The 20,575-nt window shown below is 32.0% G+C and carries 19 protein-coding genes, 1 other RNA gene and 1 pseudogene; 11 read left to right on the forward strand and 10 right to left on the reverse strand.

Annotated features, from left to right (window positions below; all coding sequences use genetic code 11):
• Positions 1–87: 87 nt before the first annotated feature.
• On the reverse strand, positions 88–1,281 hold the full coding sequence (gene sucC / locus B3792_RS06375) for an ADP-forming succinate--CoA ligase subunit beta (protein ID WP_221853950.1): 1,194 nt from the start codon (positions 1,279–1,281) through the stop codon (positions 88–90).
• Positions 1,282–1,683: 402 nt separating this feature from the next.
• On the opposite strand from sucC, the gene B3792_RS06380 reads away from it, so the two are divergent.
• From B3792_RS06380 to B3792_RS06390, 3 genes are all read left to right on the forward strand, one after another.
• A complete protein-coding gene (locus tag B3792_RS06380; protein WP_038335263.1) occupies positions 1,684–2,358 on the forward strand; it encodes an ABC transporter ATP-binding protein in 675 nt (224 codons plus the stop codon).
• The gene (locus tag B3792_RS06385) at positions 2,359–3,123 is read left to right on the forward strand and encodes a TIGR02757 family protein (RefSeq protein WP_221853949.1); all 765 of its coding nucleotides are present in this window, start codon (positions 2,359–2,361) and stop codon (positions 3,121–3,123) included.
• Between the two features lie 61 nt (positions 3,124–3,184).
• Positions 3,185–3,835 carry an alpha/beta hydrolase gene (locus tag B3792_RS06390; protein ID WP_221853948.1) on the forward strand — a complete coding sequence of 217 codons (651 nt, stop codon included), beginning with the start codon at positions 3,185–3,187 and terminating at the stop codon, positions 3,833–3,835.
• 139 nt (positions 3,836–3,974) lie between these two features.
• On the opposite strand, the gene B3792_RS06395 is transcribed toward B3792_RS06390, so the two are convergent.
• Positions 3,975–4,490: a hypothetical protein gene (locus B3792_RS06395; RefSeq protein ID WP_221853947.1), complete on the reverse strand. Its 516-nt coding sequence runs from the start codon at positions 4,488–4,490 to the stop codon at positions 3,975–3,977.
• A 105-nt stretch (positions 4,491–4,595) separates the two neighbouring features.
• On the opposite strand from B3792_RS06395, the pseudogene B3792_RS06400 reads away from it, so the two are divergent.
• The 3 genes and pseudogenes from B3792_RS06400 to B3792_RS06410 all read left to right on the forward strand — a co-directional run.
• Positions 4,596–4,763, forward strand: a pseudogene (locus tag B3792_RS06400) (glycosyltransferase); the annotation flags it as partial.
• Between the two features lie 37 nt (positions 4,764–4,800).
• Positions 4,801–5,529: a CpsD/CapB family tyrosine-protein kinase gene (locus tag B3792_RS06405; RefSeq protein ID WP_409410967.1), complete on the forward strand. Its 729-nt coding sequence runs from the start codon at positions 4,801–4,803 to the stop codon at positions 5,527–5,529.
• Positions 5,530–5,534: 5 nt separating this feature from the next.
• Positions 5,535–6,110: a sugar transferase gene (locus B3792_RS06410; protein WP_221853946.1), complete on the forward strand. Its 576-nt coding sequence runs from the start codon at positions 5,535–5,537 to the stop codon at positions 6,108–6,110.
• A 53-nt stretch (positions 6,111–6,163) separates the two neighbouring features.
• Here B3792_RS06410 and B3792_RS06415 read toward each other — a convergent pair whose 3' ends face one another.
• The 4 genes from B3792_RS06415 to glmM all read right to left on the reverse strand — a co-directional run bounded on the left by B3792_RS06415 (position 6,164) and on the right by glmM (position 11,408).
• Positions 6,164–7,792 (reverse strand): acyl-CoA carboxylase subunit beta, encoded by a 1,629-nt coding sequence (locus B3792_RS06415; RefSeq protein ID WP_286495349.1) that lies wholly within the window; start codon positions 7,790–7,792, stop codon positions 6,164–6,166.
• A gap of 63 nt (positions 7,793–7,855) precedes the next feature.
• Positions 7,856–8,449 (reverse strand): ACP phosphodiesterase, encoded by a 594-nt coding sequence (locus tag B3792_RS06420; RefSeq protein ID WP_038335367.1) that lies wholly within the window; start codon positions 8,447–8,449, stop codon positions 7,856–7,858.
• Positions 8,450–8,553: 104 nt separating this feature from the next.
• A complete protein-coding gene (locus tag B3792_RS06425) occupies positions 8,554–9,933 on the reverse strand; it encodes a tetratricopeptide repeat protein (protein ID WP_291049406.1) in 1,380 nt (459 codons plus the stop codon).
• A gap of 92 nt (positions 9,934–10,025) precedes the next feature.
• Positions 10,026–11,408 carry a phosphoglucosamine mutase gene (glmM, locus tag B3792_RS06430; protein WP_291069178.1) on the reverse strand — a complete coding sequence of 461 codons (1,383 nt, stop codon included), beginning with the start codon at positions 11,406–11,408 and terminating at the stop codon, positions 10,026–10,028.
• A 119-nt stretch (positions 11,409–11,527) separates the two neighbouring features.
• Here glmM and B3792_RS06435 point away from each other — a divergent pair, with 119 nt between their 5' ends.
• Positions 11,528–11,842 (forward strand): GlsB/YeaQ/YmgE family stress response membrane protein, encoded by a 315-nt coding sequence (locus B3792_RS06435; RefSeq protein ID WP_180905890.1) that lies wholly within the window; start codon positions 11,528–11,530, stop codon positions 11,840–11,842.
• A gap of 66 nt (positions 11,843–11,908) precedes the next feature.
• Here the strand turns inward: B3792_RS06435 and B3792_RS06440 are convergent, their stop codons facing one another.
• The 4 genes from B3792_RS06440 to ffs form a co-directional block, all read right to left on the reverse strand.
• The gene (locus B3792_RS06440) at positions 11,909–12,475 is read right to left on the reverse strand and encodes an acetate uptake transporter (RefSeq protein ID WP_286495352.1); all 567 of its coding nucleotides are present in this window, start codon (positions 12,473–12,475) and stop codon (positions 11,909–11,911) included.
• Between the two features lie 213 nt (positions 12,476–12,688).
• Positions 12,689–14,533: a membrane protein insertase YidC gene (gene yidC / locus B3792_RS06445; protein WP_286495353.1), complete on the reverse strand. Its 1,845-nt coding sequence runs from the start codon at positions 14,531–14,533 to the stop codon at positions 12,689–12,691.
• Positions 14,511–16,163, reverse strand: coding sequence for a CTP synthase (locus B3792_RS06450; protein WP_125349700.1), 1,653 nt, complete (start codon positions 16,161–16,163; stop codon positions 14,511–14,513). The genes yidC and B3792_RS06450 overlap by 23 nt, the downstream gene beginning before the upstream one ends.
• Positions 16,164–16,244: 81 nt before the next feature.
• Positions 16,245–16,343: signal recognition particle sRNA small type (gene ffs / locus B3792_RS06455), an RNA gene on the reverse strand.
• Positions 16,344–16,572: 229 nt separating this feature from the next.
• On the opposite strand from ffs, the gene B3792_RS06460 reads away from it, so the two are divergent.
• The 4 genes from B3792_RS06460 to B3792_RS06475 are packed head-to-tail and all read left to right on the forward strand — an operon-like array spanning position 16,573 to position 20,555.
• The gene (locus tag B3792_RS06460; protein ID WP_114998993.1) at positions 16,573–17,142 is read left to right on the forward strand and encodes a DUF4199 family protein; all 570 of its coding nucleotides are present in this window, start codon (positions 16,573–16,575) and stop codon (positions 17,140–17,142) included.
• Positions 17,143–17,145: 3 nt separating this feature from the next.
• Complete coding sequence (locus B3792_RS06465; RefSeq protein ID WP_114998995.1) at positions 17,146–18,108, forward strand: glycosyltransferase family 2 protein; 963 nt, start codon at positions 17,146–17,148, stop codon at positions 18,106–18,108.
• Positions 18,109–18,125: 17 nt separating this feature from the next.
• On the forward strand, positions 18,126–18,830 hold the full coding sequence (locus tag B3792_RS06470) for a GIN domain-containing protein (protein WP_125349699.1): 705 nt from the start codon (positions 18,126–18,128) through the stop codon (positions 18,828–18,830).
• A 9-nt stretch (positions 18,831–18,839) separates the two neighbouring features.
• The gene (locus B3792_RS06475; RefSeq protein WP_286495354.1) at positions 18,840–20,555 is read left to right on the forward strand and encodes a phospho-sugar mutase; all 1,716 of its coding nucleotides are present in this window, start codon (positions 18,840–18,842) and stop codon (positions 20,553–20,555) included.
• Positions 20,556–20,575 lie beyond the last annotated feature (20 nt).

Raw genomic sequence — 20,575 nt, forward strand, 5'->3', positions numbered from 1 at the left:
TAGAAATCAGAATGACAATAAATCATACAAAAAAACCTCTCAAAGAATTCTTTGAGAGGTTTGATATATTGTAAATAAGTTAAAATCCTAACCTACTAATTCTTCTACTTTGTCAGCAGCGTCTTTTAATGTGATAGCAGAGTGAACAGCGAAACCTGATTCATCAATCATTTTCTTAGCGATTTCTGCATTTGTTCCTTGTAAACGAACAATAATTGGCACATTAATTTCGTCACCCATATTGTTGTAAGCATCTAAAATACCTTGAGCAACACGATCACAACGTACAATACCACCAAAAATATTGATTAAGATAGCTTTTACGTTTTTATCTTTTAAGATAATACGGAAACCTTTTTCTACACGCTCAGCATCAGCAGTACCACCAACGTCTAAGAAGTTTGCAGGATTACCACCAGATAATTTGATGATATCCATAGTTGCCATTGCTAAACCAGCTCCGTTAACCATACATCCTACGTTTCCGTCTAATTTTACGAAGTTTAATCCAGCTTCACCAGCTTCAACTTCTGTTGGATCTTCTTCTCTTGTATCACGTAAAGCAGCGATATCTGGATGACGGAATAATGAGTTATCATCGATAGATACTTTAGCATCTACAGCGATAATTTGATCGTCAGATGTTTTAAGAACTGGGTTAATTTCGAACATAGAAGCGTCAATCGCAACGTATGCATTATATAAAGCAGTGATAAATTTAACACCATCTTTGAAAGCATTTCCTGATAAACCTAAGTTAAAAGCAACTTTACGCGCTTGGAAACCTTGGATTCCTACAGCAGGATCAATTTCTTCTGTAAAGATTTTGTCTGGTGTGTGCTCAGCAACTTCCTCGATATCCATTCCACCTTCAGTAGAATACATAATCATGTTTTTACCAGTTGCACGATCTAACAATACAGAAACATAGTATTCTTCAGTTTCAGATTCACCTGGATAATAAACATCCTCAGCAATTAAAACTTGATGAACTTTTTTACCTTCAGCCGAAGTTTGAGGTGTTACTAACTGCATTCCGATGATTTCGTTTGCTTTCTCTTTAACTTCGTCCAAGTTTTTAGCAAGCTTTACTCCACCACCTTTTCCACGACCACCTGCGTGTACTTGTGCTTTTACGACATGCCAACCTGTACCAGTTTGTTCAGTTAATTGTTTAGCAGCTTCTACAGCTTCTTCTGGTGTAGTAGCAACGATACCACGTTGTACTTTCACACCATATTTACTAAGAATTTCTTTTCCTTGATATTCGTGAAGATTCATTTTTTTTGATTTTTCAATTACAAAAATAAAAATATTGTTGATGTATTCTAAATTTTGCCATATTAATTTTATCAGCTTATGCTAAAAAAGTGATTAATATTATTTATTTAGAGGTTACAAGATACGAATATTAATGATTTAAAAAGTCAAAACAATTGTTATATAATTTTTAAATCGTACCAAGTACACTAAAATTGTTTGTTTTGGGTTTAAAGCATTTTCGACGGAGGATTGATTTTATAATTTTATCAATAAAAAACCGTCAATTCTAGTGAAATTCTATTCTCGATACAATTTTTTATCATTTCATTTCTAAAAATCACTCGAACTGACGAATTTTAATTCAAAAAAAACTTATCACTTATGATTTAAGACTTAGTACTTAATTTATATCTTTACCTCATGATAAAAGCAGAAAATATTGTTAAGAAATTTGGTGAATTAGAAGTGCTAAAAAATGTTTCTTTATCGATTGTAGAAAAAGAAATCGTTTCTATCGTTGGTGCTTCTGGAGCAGGAAAAACAACTTTGCTTCAAATTTTAGGAACATTAGAAAAAAGTTCTGAGCCAAAGAAATATAATACTTCTATTCAGATTGCGGGACAAGATATCACGAAGTTAAACGATCGCGATTTATCTAAATTTCGTAACGAAAACATTGGATTCATTTTTCAGTTTCATCAATTGTTGCCAGAATTTAATGCAATAGAAAATATTTGTATTCCAGCTTTTATCAAGAAAACAAAAAAAGCAGAAGCCGAAAAGCGTGCAAAAGAGTTAATGTCTTATTTGGGACTTTCGCAACGTTTGACACATAAACCTAATCAACTTTCTGGAGGAGAACAACAACGTGTAGCAGTAGCTCGTGCGTTGATTAATCAGCCTAAAGTAGTTTTTGCTGATGAACCTTCTGGTAATTTAGATTCTAAAAATGCTGAAGAATTACATGAATTATTTTTCAATCTTCGAAACGAATTTGGACAAACTTTTGTCATTGTGACACATAACGAAGAATTAGCAAATATGACTGATCGAAAATTGGTGATGGCTGATGGAATTTTTCAAATAGAAATGTAAATGATTCAAGAAGAATTAAAGGATTTTTTAGACGAAAAAGTTCTTCAATATAATACATTAGACTTTATCGATTCTGATCCAGTACAGATTCCGCATAGATTTTCTGCGAAAGAAGATATCGAAATTGCTGGGTTTTTAGCGGCAACAATTGCATGGGGAAATCGTAAAATGATTATCAATAATGCGAATAAAATGATGCAGTTGATGGGAAATTCGCCTTACGATTTTGTGATGAATTTCTCTGAGAATCATTTAAAGAATTTGGGTGGTTTTGTTCACAGAACATTCAATAGTGAAGATTTGAAATTTTTCATGCAATCGCTTCGTAACATTTATCAAAATCATGGCGGATTGGAACAAGTTTTTGCAAAACATCAAACTTCAGATTCGATGCAAGCATCAATCTCGAATTTCAAACAAACTTTTTTTGAAATAGAACATCCAACTCGAACAACTAAACATATTTCAGATCCATTGAATAATTCGGCTGCAAAGCGTATCAATATGTACTTGCGTTGGATGATTCGTGATGACAAACAAGGCGTAGATTTAGGAATTTGGAAATCCATTCCAACTTCTATTCTTTCCTGTCCTTTGGATGTACATTCGGGAAATGTTGCACGAAAATTAAATATTCTGACTCGAAAACAAAATGATGCAAAAGCATTGAAAGAACTTGATACAAAATTGCGAGAAATGGATGCAAATGATCCTGTGAAATATGATTTCGCTTTATTTGGTTTGGGTGTTTTCGAAGGGTTTTAACTGAACTGAAAATAATTTTATTTAGAAAAATTAGAATTAAATTCGCTAAAAATAAGTTTGTATGAAAGAATTGAATGGAATAAAATATATCGAACGTTTACCTGTTGTTTCGACTGAAAAAACGCCTCTTTTTGTGCTGATACATGGTTATGGAAGCAACGAAGAAGATTTGTTTTCATTTGCACAAGATTTACCGCAGAATGCGCATATTATAAGTGTACGAGCGTTGCATGATATTGTGTATGGCGGATATGCGTGGTATGATATTAATTTTGTGAACAATGAAAAATGGATGGATGAAACGCAAGCAATAGAATCGCGTAATAAATTGGTCGAATTTATTGATGCAATTGTTCAACAAGAGAATTTAGATGACGCAAATGTAACATTGATGGGCTTTAGCCAAGGTGCAATTTTGAGTTATGCGATTTCGCTAAATAATCCAGAAAAGATTAAAAACGTGGCTATTTTAAGTGGTTATCCAGAAGCTAAAATTATTGGAGATTTTGATCAATCGAAAGATTTTTCGAACTTAAATTTCTTTGTTTCGCACGGAACAGAAGATGTTGTATTGCCAATTGAATTAGGACGAATGGGTGACGAGTTTTTAAAATCGATGAATATTAATTTTGAATACCACGAATATAGAAGTGGACACGGAATTGTTCCTCAAAATTATTATGATTTGATGGATTGGATCAAAAGATTTTAATCCTAAAAATAATGAAATTCTGAAACAAATTCAGAATGACTTTCTTTGTTTATAGCCAATGACTAATAATAATGAAAATTGTCATATTGAGTGATTTTCGTTTCGATAGAATAAGAAAATTGTATCGAAATATCTCAATTTAAATAAATTTAACTTCTATGGCGTCGCCGTGATATTCCTTGAACGAGGCGTCATAGAATTCGATATTCGTGTAACGATATAACAATTCGGTAATTTCTTTTTTCAGAATTCCTTTTCCATAACCGTGAATTAAAATCAATCGAATTTGACTTTCGAACATAGCGCGCTCCACCTCATTTCGTGCAACATCTAATTGTGTTTGTATAATTTGCGCATTATCCAAATCACGCCAATTATCAACTAAATTTTCGATATGCAAATCAATTTCTCGCGTTAAATAAGGATGTCGATGAGATTTGCGAAAAGTCTTAAACTTTGGTTTCGAAAATTCTTTGATTTTCTCATCTCGATATTCTTCATAGTCAATTTCAATATCTTTGATGATTTCATCTTGGCGATACTCATATTCAAAACCAAACTCATCATTAAAGTAAACAAAATCACCTTTCAATTTGGAAATTGTTCCCGAAATATTATCATCTATCACTTTAACTTTTGTACCAATTTTGAACATTCGACTACTTTTTCTGCAAAATTAAGAATTATTTTATGAGTTTTTAAGTTGTTGTATTATTCAATTCAAACTCAATGTTGTATTTTTGTTTATTAAACTAACCAAATGTCAAATCAACATAGAAAAATAAAAGTACTTTTTAGGCTTCGTTCATTAGAAATGGGTGGAGTTCCAATAGTAGTTTTAGATTTGTTGCGAAACTTACCAAAAGATAAATTCGACTTTACTTTGATGCTTAACTTGTATCAAGGCGAATTGATTAAAGAAATTCCTATAACCTTTAGTTGTAATCAACAATCCAAAATCAGGAATTTCTGAATCGTTTAGATCAATTCGTTCTAATCTGAAATATTTATACAAGAATCCAGGACTTGAAGATGATAACAAAACGATTTTAATGACATCATTTATTGGAGGTGAAGGTAAAATTTTCAATGCGATGAATATTGCGAGTTCACTTGGTTCTATGGATAAGAAAACGGTTCTGATTGGATTAGATTTACGTCAACCAAAAATCTTTGATGATTTTAACATTAATAATAAAACAGGTGTAACAGACTATGTTGCGGATGATTTAGAGTTAAATCAAATTACACAACGTACAATTTTACCAAATTTAGATATTATTTCAGCAGGTCCAATTCCTCCAAATCCTTCAGAATTGATTTTGAGTAATCGAATGGATCAATTATTTGCTGAATTGAAAGAGAAATATGAATTCGTAATTATAGATTCACCGCCAATAGGATTAGTAACAGATTCGTACGATTTGATGCTTAACGCAGATTGCACATTGTATGTAACACGTTACAACTATTCGGAGAAAAACTTTATCCATGCAATTTCGAATAAATATGATGAAGGTGAGGTTTCGAATGTCGGAATTATATTCAACGATTTCCAAATTAAAACTGGCTACGGTTACGGATATGGTTACGGCTACGGCTACGGATATTTTGCTGGAGATGAGAATTTTGATAATTCATCATTCGGAAAAATAAAATGTTTAGCTTCTCGAAATAAAAGTAAATTCTTTTAATTGAAATGATCTTAAAGAACATATTTGATTATATACTTGCATTAATCCTACTAATATTTTTAGTTGGGTTAATTGTTTTGTTAATTATCATAAGTTCTATAGATACCAATCAATTTGGCGTTTTTACACAAAAAAGAGTTGGGAAAGACGGAAGATTTTTCAATATTTATAAAATCAGAACGATTAAAGGGGTTTCTAAATCGACAATAACAACCGATCAACATCAAATTACCAAAATTGGAAAGATTCTTCGAGATTATAAATTAGATGAATTACCTCAATTATTCAATATTCTAATAGGGGAAATGAGTTTTGTTGGACCTCGTCCTGATGTCGCTGGTTATGCAGATAAATTGGTTGGAGAGGATAGATTGGTGTTGAAAGTTAAACCTGGAATTACTGGTCCTGCTCAATTGAAATATTGTAAAGAAGAAGAAATTTTATCCAATGTAAATGATCCAATCAAATATAATGATGAAATTCTTTGGCCAGATAAAGTTAAGATCAATGTAGAATATGTAAAGAATTGGAGTTTTCGACAAGATTTGATTTACATGTTTCAAACAATATTCAAAAAATAAAAAGAGAATCCTAAATTGGATTCTCTTCTATTTTTAAAAATATTTTCGTTTTTCTAAACTTGGATAACACCTAAATTAAATTGTTTTTCAATCGGAGCATGATTCGCAGCTTCAATTCCCATCGAAATCCATTTACGCGTATCCAAAGGATCAATAATTCCATCTGTCCACAAACGTGCCGCAGCATAATAAGGACTTGTTTCATCATTGTATTTTGCTGTAATTTCGTTCAAAAGTTCTTGCTTTTTCACTTCATCAACTTCTACACCTTGCGCTTTCAAAGTCGCTTCTTTTATTTGTAGCAAAACTTTCGCCGCTTGCTCACCTCCCATAACTGCCAATTGAGCCGAAGGCCAAGCCGCAATTAATCTAGGATCATAAGCTTTTCCACACATAGCATAGTTTCCTGCACCATAAGAATTACCAACTATAATCGTGAATTTTGGAACAACAGAATTCGAAACTGCATTTACCATTTTCGCACCATCTTTGATAATACCACCATGTTCAGATTTAGATCCAACCATAAAACCAGTCACATCTTGTAAGAAAACTAACGGAATTTTCTTTTGGTTACAATTCGCAATAAAACGAGTCGCTTTATCCGCAGAATCTGAATAAATCACACCACCGAACTGCATTCCGTCTTTTTTAGACTTCACGATTTTACGTTGATTAGCTACAATTCCAACCGCCCAACCATCAATTCGAGCATAAGTACAAATAATTGATTTTCCATAATCAGGCTTATATTCGTCCAATTCTGAGTTATCAACAATTCTGTTAATAATGTCATACATATCGTACTGCTCAGCACGAGATTCAGGTAAAATACCATAGATTTCTTGCTCATCTAAAGCAGGCTTTGCTGCTTCAATTCGATTAAATCCAGCTTTTTCATAATCACCAATTTTACCAACAATAGATTTTATTCTATCCAACGCATCTTTATCATCTTTTGCTTTATAATCAGTCACGCCAGAGATTTCGCAATGTGTTGTTGCTCCACCTAAAGTTTCGTTGTCAATATCTTCTCCAATAGCTGCTTTTACCAAATAACTTCCTGCCAAGAAAATAGAACCTGTTTTGTCTACAATCATTGCTTCGTCGCTCATAATTGGTAAATATGCTCCACCAGCAACACAACTTCCCATCACAGCAGAAATTTGAGTAATTCCCATTGATGACATGATTGCATTATTGCGGAAAATTCGACCAAACATTTCTTTATCAGGAAAAATCTCATCTTGCATTGGTAAATAAACACCTGCGCTGTCCACCAAATAAATAATTGGCAATTTATTTTCCATCGCAATTTCTTGAGCACGCAAATTCTTTTTACCTGTAATTGGGAACCAAGCACCAGCTTTTACTGTCGCATCATTTGCAACAACAATACACTGTTTACCAGAAATGTAACCAATTTTCACAACAACACCTCCCGAAGGACATCCGCCGTGTTCTTTGTACATTTCATCTCCTGTTAAAGCACCAATCTCTATGTTCGGTTTTTTTTCGTCCAAAAGATAATCAATACGTTCCCTTGCAGACATTTTTCCTTTGCTATGCAACGCATCAATTCTTTTTTGACCTCCGCCAAGGTAAACTTGTTTCAGTTTTTGGCGTAGTTTAGAAAGTAATAATTTGTTATGATCCTCTCTTTTATTAAAAGTTAAATCCATTGTGGTTTTCTGTTTGTTTACAGCCCTAAACTAATGAATTTTATCGAATTCTTAAAATGAAATTTAGACTTGAGAATCAATGAATACAAAGTTCTTGCAATGCGTTTGGATTTGAGGAAAAAATGATAGAAAATCAGTTTCGAGATTAGAATAATTTTTTTCAAATTCGGGAATGATTTGATGTAAATTATTCTCAAATTTTGCTCGACTTCCGATTCCTTTTAATGTTTTTTGAACGCCTTCTATGGTCGAATAATTTTCGAACCAATCATATTTCAACAAATAAAAAATGATTTCTTGTAGTTTTTTTGGAAGCGAATTGTATTCATCCTTAAATAATTGATAACAATCTGATTTGAATTTTTCGAAAGGAGTTTCAGAATAATTATTCCAATATTTAATCAAAAAATAATCATAAATCACATCAATAATAATTGGTGCAAATTTGTGTTGTGTTTCGTGAAAATAACTTGAACTTTGTTTGACAGTTTCGTGAGAATCTGTAAATGTATCAATTGAACGATGCAATAAAATGCCTTTCTGAATATCTTCTGGAAAATCTAAATATTGTTTTCCCTTTACAGTTTCACCAAGCAAATTTCCAATTTGAAGCGATTGATTTCCGAAAGATAAATATTGATGTGCGACAAAGTTCATAAGGCTTGTTTAGTATCATAAAGTTAAGTTTTTTTGAATAAACCTGTGTTATTTTACTGTGAAGAAAAAAGCCATCTAAAAAAGATGGCTTAAGAATTATATTTTTATTCGTTATTTCCAGAAATTTGATTGATTTTTTCTTCTAAAATCGGATAATATTCGATCATAGAATCTTTTAAATTTCGATCCAAACTTAATGCATTTTGCAACGCTTCATTTCCTAATTGATCTTGCTCTGTAATATAATAGACATTACTCAATTGATAGAAAAATTCGGCACGATTAAAATTCTTTAAAGCGCCTGTTAATAAGACTGCAATCGCTTCCTCGTATTCGCCAACAGCAATTAAAGTTTCGACGTAAGCAAACCAAGTATGGAAAACTAAAGGCTTTAATTGAACCAATTTCGAAAGGTTTTTTATAGCTTCCTCAAACTTCATTTGTTTCAGAAAATAGTAAGTTGAATCTGTATAATATTCGTAATTATCGCCATTCAATTCTATCGCTCGCTGAATGTAATATTCGGCTTCTTCAATATTTTCTAATTTGTTGTAAAGCGAAGCTGCTTTTGCCCAAACTTTATCCAATTGCGGATCTTCTTTTATCGCAATATGATAAGCTTTCAACGCTTTTTGTGGTTTCTCTAACTTTTCATACAATTCACCAATTTTCATATGCGTAACAGCAGGCGAATCATCAAATTCTAATGTTTCTTCTAATGTTTCTATTGCCTTGTTGTATTCTCCTAATTCTTCTAAAGAAACTGCTTTGTTAGCATGACCAACAATAGAGTTAGGATTAATCGCGAGCACGTAATCCAATGCATTTATAGCTTCGTCATACATTTTTTTGTGATTGTACAACAGACCAAGTTGCAACCAAGAAACTTCCGAATATGGATTATCGTCAATAAAATCTTTTAAAAATTCGATGCATTCATCAGGATTATGAATTTCTTCGTAGCATTGAATAATAGAGTAGAAAGTATAATCGTTTTCTGGATTGAATTTCAATGCTTTTTTGAAAGCAATTAACGCAGAATGAACTTCATCTAAATTCAAATATTCATTTCCGATACAATTGCAAATAAAATCAGTTTCTTCTTCGTCTATTTGCAAAGCTTCTTCATAAAAATTTATCGCTTTTCGAGGCATATTTTTCAATCCCCAAAAACGTGCTTGTACAAGAAGGTAATCTAATTCGTTTGCAGCTAAATCTTTTAAATCTTTGATGAGTTTTGCAGCTTTTTTTAAATCCTCAGTTGTAAGAAAATATTCGATTCTCTTGATTTTGATATCTATATTCTCGGGATGCATTTTTTCTGCAAAATCCAACGAACGTTTTGCATATTCGCTATCATTTACTTCAAGATAGAACTCAATAATTTCGACCAAATCCTCCGAATCGTAATACTTATATTCACGATTATCAAGCATTTGCTCAAAACCTTCAATTAGCTCGTTATTAAAAAAATCTTCGTCCATAGTGATAGACTAATTTACAAAATAAAATGTGCAAAAATCATAACGAATTGTTAGAGTTTTGCACATTTGTTAAACAATTAAAATAGATTGTTTTAGATGATATTTTTTATGCTTTCGATCATTTTATCAGCTAATTTATTTGCATTTTCTTCTGAGGTACTTTCAGTATAAATACGAATAATTGGCTCTGTGTTTGATTTTCTTAAATGAACCCATTCTGTAGGGAAATCAATTTTAACTCCATCAACCGTATTGATTTCTTCGTTTTTGTAAACTTCTTGAATTTTCACTAACAATTCGTCAACATTGATTTCTGGTGTTAATTCTATTTTCTTTTTCGCCATAAAATAAGCAGGATAAGAAGCTCTAATTTCAGAAACTGATTTATTTTGTTCAGCCAAATATGTCAAGAATAAAGCAATTCCTACTAAAGAATCGCGTCCGTAGTGCAATTCTGGATAAATAATACCACCGTTTCCTTCTCCACCAATTTTAGCGTCAACTTTTTTCATTTCAACTACAACATTCACTTCTCCAACTGCTGATGGCGAATATTTTTGACCATATTTTTCAGAAATATCGCGTAAAGCACGAGAAGATGATAAGTTAGAAACTGTTGCTGAAGGCGTTTTTGATAATACATAATCTGCGACTGCAACTAATGAGTATTCTTCTCCAAACATTTCACCTTTTTCGTCGATAATTGCTAAACGGTCAACATCTGGATCAACTACAATCCCGAAATCAGCTTCTTCGTCGATTACTTTTTTGCAGATATCACCTAAATGTTCTTTTAAAGGCTCTGGATTATGAGGAAAATGTCCGTTTGGCTCGCAATACATATCGTAATGAATTACACCTAAACGTTGTAATAACTTAGGAATTGCAATTCCTCCAGTTGAATTTACTGCGTCAATCGCAACTTTGAAATTTTTCTCTTGAATCGCTTTTGCATTCACTAATGGCAAAGCCAAAATTTTCTCGATATGTAAATCAATTGCATCATCAAAAGTTTCATAAGAACCTAAATCATCAACTTTAGCAAATGTATAATCATCTTTATCTGCGAAAGCTAAAATTTGCGCACCATCTGTTGCAGAAACAAATTCTCCTTTTGCATTCAATAATTTCAACGCATTCCATTCTTTTGGATTGTGAGAAGCAGTTAAAATAATTCCTCCATCTGCATGTAAATGTGTCACCATAACTTCTACAGTTGGAGTAGTAGATAAACCTAAATCGACAACATTAATTCCTAATCCTTGTAAAGTTGAACAAACTAATTGAGAAACCATTTGTCCAGAAATACGAGCGTCACGACCTACAATTACTTTATATTCTGATTGATTTGATTGATTCTTAAGCCAAGTTCCGTAAGCAGCTGCGAATTTTACAGCGTCTATAGGAGTTAAATTATCTCCCGGTTTTCCTCCGATTGTTCCACGAAAACCTGAAATAGATTTGATTAGAGACATAAATTTTATTTTATAGTGTTACAAATTTACAAATTACAAAAACTTTTCTTATCTTTTTGGAACGATTTTAGTTAAGATTTACTTAACAATTTTTAAAACCATAAAAAATACTATTAATTATGATGACAACTTCATTTATTATGTTAGGTATTACCGGAGTTTGGAGCTTTTTGGTATACTTAGTGTTCGGTTTAATTTGTGCTGGAATTGCTAAAGCAATAATGCCAGGTAAAGATCCGGGAGGATTTTGGGTAACTGCACTTATAGGTATTGTTGGTGCATATTTAGGAGCTTATATGCGTACAATTTTAGGAATTTCTCATGATGGAGAAGTGAGTTTTTTCAGTCCGTTGGATTGGATTTTTTCAATTTTAGGATCATTAATTTTATTATTTATCTGGAAAAAATTATTAGCACCAATGTTTAATAAATAATTCATTTCAATTATAAAAAAAATCCTTTATCAGTCTCTGATAAAGGATTTTTTTTATTCATATTATTTATAAAGGAAGAATTGCTTTTTCGTATTTCTGATTAATCATAATTGCAGAAGCTTCGTAAAAAGCAATAAATCCGCAGATGATTCCTGTCCAACCAGCAAAATGTAAAATACTTTGACTTCCTGTAAAGTTACCTGCTGCTAATAACAAGAATAATAAGGTTAACGAACCAAATAATAATTTTCCGACCAAATTACCTTTTAATGTTTGTAAAAAGTTGATTAATGTAAATAATCCCCACATTCCTAAATAACATCCCATTGCATTTCCGTCCGGTTTTTCTACGCCAAACATCGGTGCTAACCATATAAATACAAGTGTTAACCAAAAAGCACCATAAGACATGAATGCAATACTACCAAAGTTGTTTCCTTTTTTCCATTCCATAACGCCAGCCACAAATTGTGCTCCACCTCCAAAGAAAACACCCATTCCCATAATCATACTATTAACAGGAAAAAAGCCTGCATTGTGTATGTTTAATAAAACAGTTGTCATTGCAAAACCAAATAATCCTAAAGGTCCAGGGTTTGCTGTTTGGTCTTTAATCGAGTAAATATTATTCATGTTATTTATTATTTTTAGACAATAATAATCTGAAAATAATAAATAAAAAAGAATTTATTCATAAAAAGTGTGTAACGTACACTACAAAAGTATTTTAAATGAATAAATTATTGATATTTAATAAATTGGTTACTAAAATTTTTATTGTCTTAAATAAATAAAAAAATCCGTTAATTATTATTAACGGATTTTTGAATTTGAAATATAATGTGATTATTTCTTTTTGTTCTTTTGTTGTTGCTCTTGCATTTCTTGAGCTTGTTTCATCATTTCTTGCATTTTCGAAGCAAACTTACCTGTTTTTTTAGGTTTCGTTTTATTTGTTTCGATGATTTGATGAATCTTCGCTTCGTGAATCATATATTTCTTAATATATAACACGATGAAAATATTAATCGCATTGGATACTAAATAATACCAAGATAAACCTGAAGCGTAATTGTTAAGGAATACAAAGAAGAAAACTGGCATTACATACATCATGTATTTCATGAATTGCATGTTTGGCATTCCTTCTTGTTGTGGCATTTGGAAGTTATCCATAGATCCAGAAACTTTAAAATAAATCATCATTGCAACAATGTATAATAAAGCGAATACACTTAAGTGACCATTAAGGAATGGAACCCATTCTGGTAATTTGATTAAATCATCGAATGCTGTTAAATCATCTACGAACCAGAAAGGAACACCTCTCAAGTCGATTAAGTTCGGGAAGAAACGGAATAACGCATAGAAAATAGGAATTTGTAATAATGCTGGTAAACATCCTGCTAATGGATTGATTCCTGCATTACGATAAATTGCCATTGTTTCTTGTTGCTTCTTCATCGCATCTTTTGGATCCTTGTATTTTTCGTTGATTTCATTCAACTCTGGACGAACAACTTTCATCAATGCAGATTGACGGTATTGTTTGTACATAATTGGAGATAAAATCAATTTTACAACGATTGTCATCAAGAAGATTACCCATCCTAAAGGAATACTCATTGCTGCCAACCATTTAAATACATTCAAGAAGAAATATTTATTCAACCAACCAAATAATCCCCAACCAAAGTCAATTAAGTTTTGGAATCCTTTGTCGTTATAATCTTTCAACATTTTATAATCCAATGGAATAAAATCCCATGTGAATTTTGTATTGATTTCATTATTTTTTAACTCTAATTTTGAGTTTAAGTGATAGTGTTTACTATAAGTTAAATCCTCTTTATCAGAGTTTTTAGAACCACCTTTTGTTGTTTTAAACCCTTCATCATTTGATAAAACTGTTGCGAAGAATTGTTGTTTGTTGGCTACCCAAGAAATAGCTTCCTCTTCTTCCCATTCGTCAGAACCAAATAATTCGTATTCGATGTCTTTGTTTCCTTTGAACTGAAAATAAGTATGTGACCAATATTTTTCTTGATCTTTCCCTTTTTCAGTACTGAAACCATCCATTGTCCACGCTAAATCTACATTTTTATCAGAAGTGATGTTAGATAAACCTTGCGTTTTAACTTCGAAATCGATACCATAAGAATCGCCTAATGTATAGATGTATTGAATTTGACTATTTTGCGCATTTGCTGTAAACGTCACAATTGTATTGTTCGCATTTTTCTGTACTTGAGGTACAAAAACTAAATCCGAAACATTAAGAACAGCTCCTTGTTTTGTTTTGAATGATAAATTGAACTTACTTGATCCATCTTTTATCAAATGTAAAGGATCTTTGTGTCCATCTTTTTTGTCATTGTAAGCTGTATATCCAACGATTTGTACGTCAGAAATTTGAGCTCCTTTTGGCGAAAAAGTAACTTTTAGTTTATCATTACTAATTTCAACATCTTTTGCTAATGTAGGATCTACAGTTTGAAAAGCTTGTGTTGTAGCTGTTTTATTTAATTGTTCCTGTTTTTTTGCTTGCTCTTGCTTTTGAACTAATTCTTTTTTCTGAGCTTCGACCTCCGCTTCCGAAGGTTTGTTTAGAAAATAGAATACGCCAAAAAGAATTGCAATTAAAATAAAACCAATCGTTTGGTTAAAATCAAATTTTTTCTCTTGTTGCATTTAATAAATCATTTTGTTTATTCAATAAAGAAGCTTCGATAAAACTTATAAATAAAGGATGTGGCGAAGCAACTGTACTTTTATATTCCGGATGGAATTGTACACCTATATAATATGGGTGTTGATTATGTTCTAAAATTTCTACTAATTCTGTTTCAGGGTTTTTACCAACTGGAATAAAATTGTTTTCAACAAATTCATCGTAAAAATCATTGTTGAATTCATATCTATGACGATGACGTTCTAAGATTTCGGTTGTGTTGTAAATTTTCTCAATTTTTGAATTTGGAGTTAATTCACATTTCCAATTTCCTAAACGCATTGTTCCTCCTTTGTCCGATACATCTTTTTGATCTTCCATCAAACTGATAACTGGATAAGGCGTTGTTAAATCCATTTCTGCTGAATCTGCTTTTTCGTAACCTAAAACGTTACGCGCAAATTCAATTGCCATAATTTGCATTCCCAAACAAATTCCTAATGTTGGAATATTATTTCTTCGTGCATAATTTGCAGCAATTATTTTACCTAAAATACCACGATCTCCAAAACCTGGTGCAATCAAAATTCCCGAAACGCCTTTCAACTGCTCTCCAACATTGTCTTCTGTAATATCACCAGAATATACCCAACGAACTTTTACATTCGTTTCGCAAGTTGCAGCAGCATGTGTAAATGCTTCTGTAATTGATTTATAAGAATCGTGTAACGAAACGTATTTACCAACTAAAGCAATTTCTATTTCGTTTTTAGGATTTTTATGATTTGATAAGAATTTGTTCCAAACTGTAAAATCTGGTTCTTGATCAGTTGGCAAATCTAAGCCTTTTAAAACAACTTCGTCAAAATTTTGTTTATGTAATAAGAATGGAACCTCATAAATTGTGTCTGCATCCATACTTTCGATTACATTTTCTTTGCGAACATTACAGAATAAAGCCAATTTAGCTTTTACATCTTTTGGTAAATGACGCTCCGTACGTGTAACTAAAACATTGGCATGAATACCATTTTCCATTAATGTACGAACAGAATGTTGAGTAGGTTTTGTTTTTAATTCACCCGCAGCAGCTAAATAAGGGACTAATGTTAAGTGAATAACAGAAGAATTATGTTCTCCTAATTCCCAAGTTAACTGACGGATAGATTCGATATAAGGTAAAGACTCAATATCTCCAACCGTACCTCCAATTTCAGTAATGATGATATCATAATCACCTGTATTACCTAATAATTTGATACGACGTTTTATTTCGTTTGTGATATGAGGAACAACTTGAACTGTTTTTCCTAAATAATCTCCACGACGTTCTTTTTCTATAACTGTTTGATAAATACGACCTGTAGTAACTGAGTTAGCACGAGACGTTGCACGGTTCAAGAAACGCTCATAATGTCCTAAATCTAAATCGGTCTCTGCACCGTCTTCCGTAACGTAACATTCTCCATGCTCGTAAGGATTAAGTGTTCCTGGGTCTACATTTATATAGGGATCCAATTTCTGAATTGTTACTCTATATCCTCTTGCTTCTAGTAGCATTCCTAATGATGATGCTACGATTCCTTTTCCTAACGACGATGTTACTCCTCCGGTAACGAAAATGTACTTTGGTGCTTTGTTTGTTTCCATTGAATCTTTAAATCAATGGTTGCAAATTTACGAATAAATAATGGGGTAAAAAAAAGTGGGAGTGAAATTTAGAAAAATAAAAATAGGCAAGCGATCTACATCACACCGCTACGACCGTATACCTTTGCTACGTTCCCGTCCTGGAGGATTCAACAGGAGCTGGTTGTGTAGGACTTGCCTGATGCAAAGGTAAGAAAGTTTTGTAAAAATAAAAGTGTTTATTGAAAAAACTTTCTTGTTGCTTAGGTCTGATTGAATTAATAGATTGATTTACAAATAAAAATTAGAACTAAAAAAGTAATTGATATTGTAAAAAATAATTGAAGAAAAGAATTTATGAAGATAAATTCCTTTTTAAATCATACAATTTAATAGAGAAAGAATTACGAGATATAATTATCTTTGCAGAATGATTAGTTTTAATAAAATTTTCAAAAACTCTTTGGTGCTTACAGCAATTACATTAGCATTGTTTTTCGCGCTTTACTTTTATTTTTCTTTAAACGGAACAGTTTCTGTAAAAGATTATTACACTTACAGCTTCATGATTTGCTGTTTTATTGTATTACCTTTGTATGCATTATATTGTTTTTTAATAATTTTCAATTTATCGAAAAATAAAGCAAAAAATCATCAAACTTCAGAAGAATTAATGACTTTCAAAGAAGGTTTTAAAGTTGGTTTCTACACGATTTTCTTTGCAGGAATCATGAGTTTGATTGTTATTTTTGTATTCTTCAATACTTATGGAGAATGGGCACAAGATAGTTTGAAACAAGGGTTATTAGATACTTTTACGTCTAATATGTCTGATCCAAAAGTCGCAAAAGATATCGAAACATTTAGAAATTCGGATGATTATAAAACACTTAATTTATTTACTGTGAAAAACTTCTTCGGATTATCCTCAATTTTCTTATCTTTCTACATCGCAATTGCAGCGATGTTTTCACAATTCTTAAAAAAACGTGTTTTTTAACATATGGATATTTCAGTTGTTGTTCCTTTACTGAACGAACAAGATTCCTTAGAGGAATTATTCTACAGAATCAAAAAAGTCTGTGAACAGAATGATTTTACATTCGAAGTTATTTTCGTTGATGACGGGAGTACAGATGATTCGTGGCAAATTATAGAGTATATTGCCAACTTCAATACAGAAGTGAAAGGAATTAAATTCCGTAAAAATTATGGTAAGTCTCCAGCACTTAGCGCGGCTTTTAAAGAAGTGAAAGGTGATGTTGTGATTACTATGGATGCAGATTTACAAGATTTTCCTGAGGAAATACCGTCGTTATACAAAATGCTGAAAAACCAAAAAGCAGATATTGTTTCGGGTTGGAAAGAAAATCGTCAAGATAATAAATTGACAAAAAATCTTCCTTCGAAATTATTCAATGGTGTAGCACGTAAAACCTCTGGTGTAAAATTGCACGATTTTAACTGTGGTTTGAAAGCTTATCGTTGGGAAGTAACGCAAAATATCGAATTGTATGGTGATATGCACCGTTATATTCCTGTTTTAGCGAAAAATGCGGGATATTCGAAAATTATTGAGAAAAAAGTAAAACATCAAGCGCGTAAATATGGTGTTTCAAAATTTGGAGCAAATCGTTTTGTAAATGGTTTCTTGGATTTGATTACACTTTTCTTTGCGTCAAGGTTTGGGAATAAACCAATGCATATTTTCGGTTTATTGGGTACATTGATGTTTATTTTAGGGTTTTTCGCTTCATTTTATTTAGGAATCGAGAAATTATATAAAGTTTATATTTCCCATACACCAGCCAGATTAATCACAGATAGTCCTTATTTTTATATTTCGTTAGTTTTTATGATTTTAGGAACGCAATTATTTTTGGCGGGATTTTTGGGCGAGTTAATTGTTCGCAATAATCGCGAAAAACAATTGTATTTAGTTCAAAAAGAATTGAATTTAAACTAATTAAATAACCAACTACTATGAAGAAAATATTTTTATTAGGATTTTTAGGTTTAGTTGCAACTTCGTGTTCATCATCAATTGATGGAGAAGGTGCTGCAACGGCTCAAAAAGAATATACAGCTGATAATATCAAAGATTTGAGCGTTTCGTGTAATTGTAATGTTATTTTAGTTCCAGGAAATAAATCTGGAGTTAAAGTAGAATCGCATCAAAATATTATTGATAATTTAGAAGTTGAAGCAAAAAATAATGCGGTTACAATCAAAGAAAAATCAAATGTAGACCATTATAGTGCCTATGATTTGTACGTTTATGTGACACGAGATTTAGAAAAGATTGATGCAAATAAACAAACTTCTTTGACTACTTCTGGAACATTGAATGTTGATGAATTGACTATCTCTGCGAAAGATCAAGCGAGAATTAATCAAACTTTTTTGATTACAAACAACTTTGATTTGAAAGCAGATGATCAATCTAATATTATGTTAGAAGGAACTGCTGGAACTATGAAAGTGAAAGCTTATGGCGAAGCACAATTGAATTTATTCAAATACGAGGTCAATGAAGCTAATTTCACAACAGATGATAACGCTTTATTAGACATCAATGCACGCCAAACCTTATATGGTTCTGCAAAAGGAAACTCAATTGTAAATTTTATGGGCGATCCTAATAAGGATACAAAAATTGCCGACCGCGCCCAAGTATTAAAAAAATAAAAGATAAGAATGACTTCAAGTTTAGATAATGCTAAATTATGGCTTTCTGACGCTTATGATGCGGAAACAAGAAAAGCTGTTCAAGATTTAATTGATAATAATCCAACCGAATTAGACGATTCTTTTTATAAAAACCTTGAGTTTGGAACAGGAGGAATGCGTGGTATAATGGGTGTTGGAACAAATCGTTTAAACAAATATACACTTGGTGCAGCAACGCAAGGTTTAGCAAATTATATTAATCAACAATTTCCGAATAAAGAGAAAAAAGTTGCGATTGCATACGATGTTCGTCACAATTCGGATACGTTTGCAAAAATGGTTACCGATGTTTTGACTGCGAATGGAATCAACGTTTATTTGTTTGAATCTTTTCGCCCAACGCCAGAATTGTCTTTTACAGTTCGTCATTTAGGTTGTGATGCTGGAATTGTGTTGACAGCTTCCCACAATCCTCCGATTTACAATGGTTACAAAGTTTATTGGAATGATGGAGCGCAAATTGTTCCGCCACAAGATGGAGAAATTATTAATGAAGTAAATAATGTAAAAGTAGAAGAAATCAAATTTCAAGGTAACGATGCATTGTTAACGTATATAGGTAAAGAAATTGATGAAGCTTTTATTGATGCATGTGTAGCGAACGGAAGTTTTACACAAGATGGTAAGGAAGATATAAAAATTGTTTTTACTTCTATTCACGGAACTGCCGTTGCAATTACGCCAAAAGCTTTTGATAAAGCTGGTTTTACTCAAGTTCATCAAGTTGCTGAACAAGCAATTCCAAGTGGAGATTTCCCAACAGTAAAATCGCCAAATCCAGAAGAACCAGAGGCTTTGACTATGGCAGTTACTTTAGCGAATGAAATTGGTGCTGATGTTGTGATTGGAACAGATCCTGATGCGGATCGTGTAGGTGTTGCAACGCGTAACAATGAAGGTGAAATTGTTTTATTAAATGGTAACCAAATGAATACTGTTTTGGCTTATTATTTATTAGAAAAATGGCAAAAATCGGGGAAATTAGTTGGAAATGAATTTATCGGATCGACAATCGTAACGTCTGATATTTTCTATGATATTGCTGCGAAATTCAATGTTGATTGTAAAGTAGGATTAACAGGTTTCAAATGGATTGCTGATATGATTCGCAAATTCGAAGGCAAAGAAAGTTTTGTTGGAGGAGGAGAAGAATCATTCGGATTTATGGTTGGAGACTTTATCCGTGATAAAGATTCTGTTACAACAGCTTTATTGGTTTCTGAAATTGCTGCTGTACAAAAAGCAAAAGGAAGTTCTCTGTACAATAAATTAATGGAAATCTATCTTGAAATCGGAAAAGCATATCAAGAAGATTTAATTAGTATTGTAAAACCTGGAAAAGAAGGTGCAGAGTTAATTGCTAAAATGATGGTTGAATTTAGATCAAATCCTCCAAAAGAATTAGCAGGATCTAAAGTTGTTCGTGTAAAAGATTTTCAATCTTCTATCGACAAAGATTTAATTTCTGGTGAAGAAAAAGCGATTGAGATACCAAAGTCAAATGTATTGATTTTCTATACAGAGGATGGAAGTAAAGTAGCTTGTCGTCCTTCTGGAACAGAACCAAAGATTAAATATTATTTCTCTGTAAATGCTTCACTTTCTAACAAAGAAGATTATCCAGCTGTTCAACAAACGTTGTTAGCGAAAATCGATTTATTGAAAGAAGATTTTAGCAAATAATCATTCAAGAATAAATATTA

The sequence above is a fragment of the Empedobacter sp. UBA5924 genome, assembly GCF_002431085.1.
Taxonomy (GTDB): domain Bacteria; phylum Bacteroidota; class Bacteroidia; order Flavobacteriales; family Weeksellaceae; genus Empedobacter; species Empedobacter falsenii_B.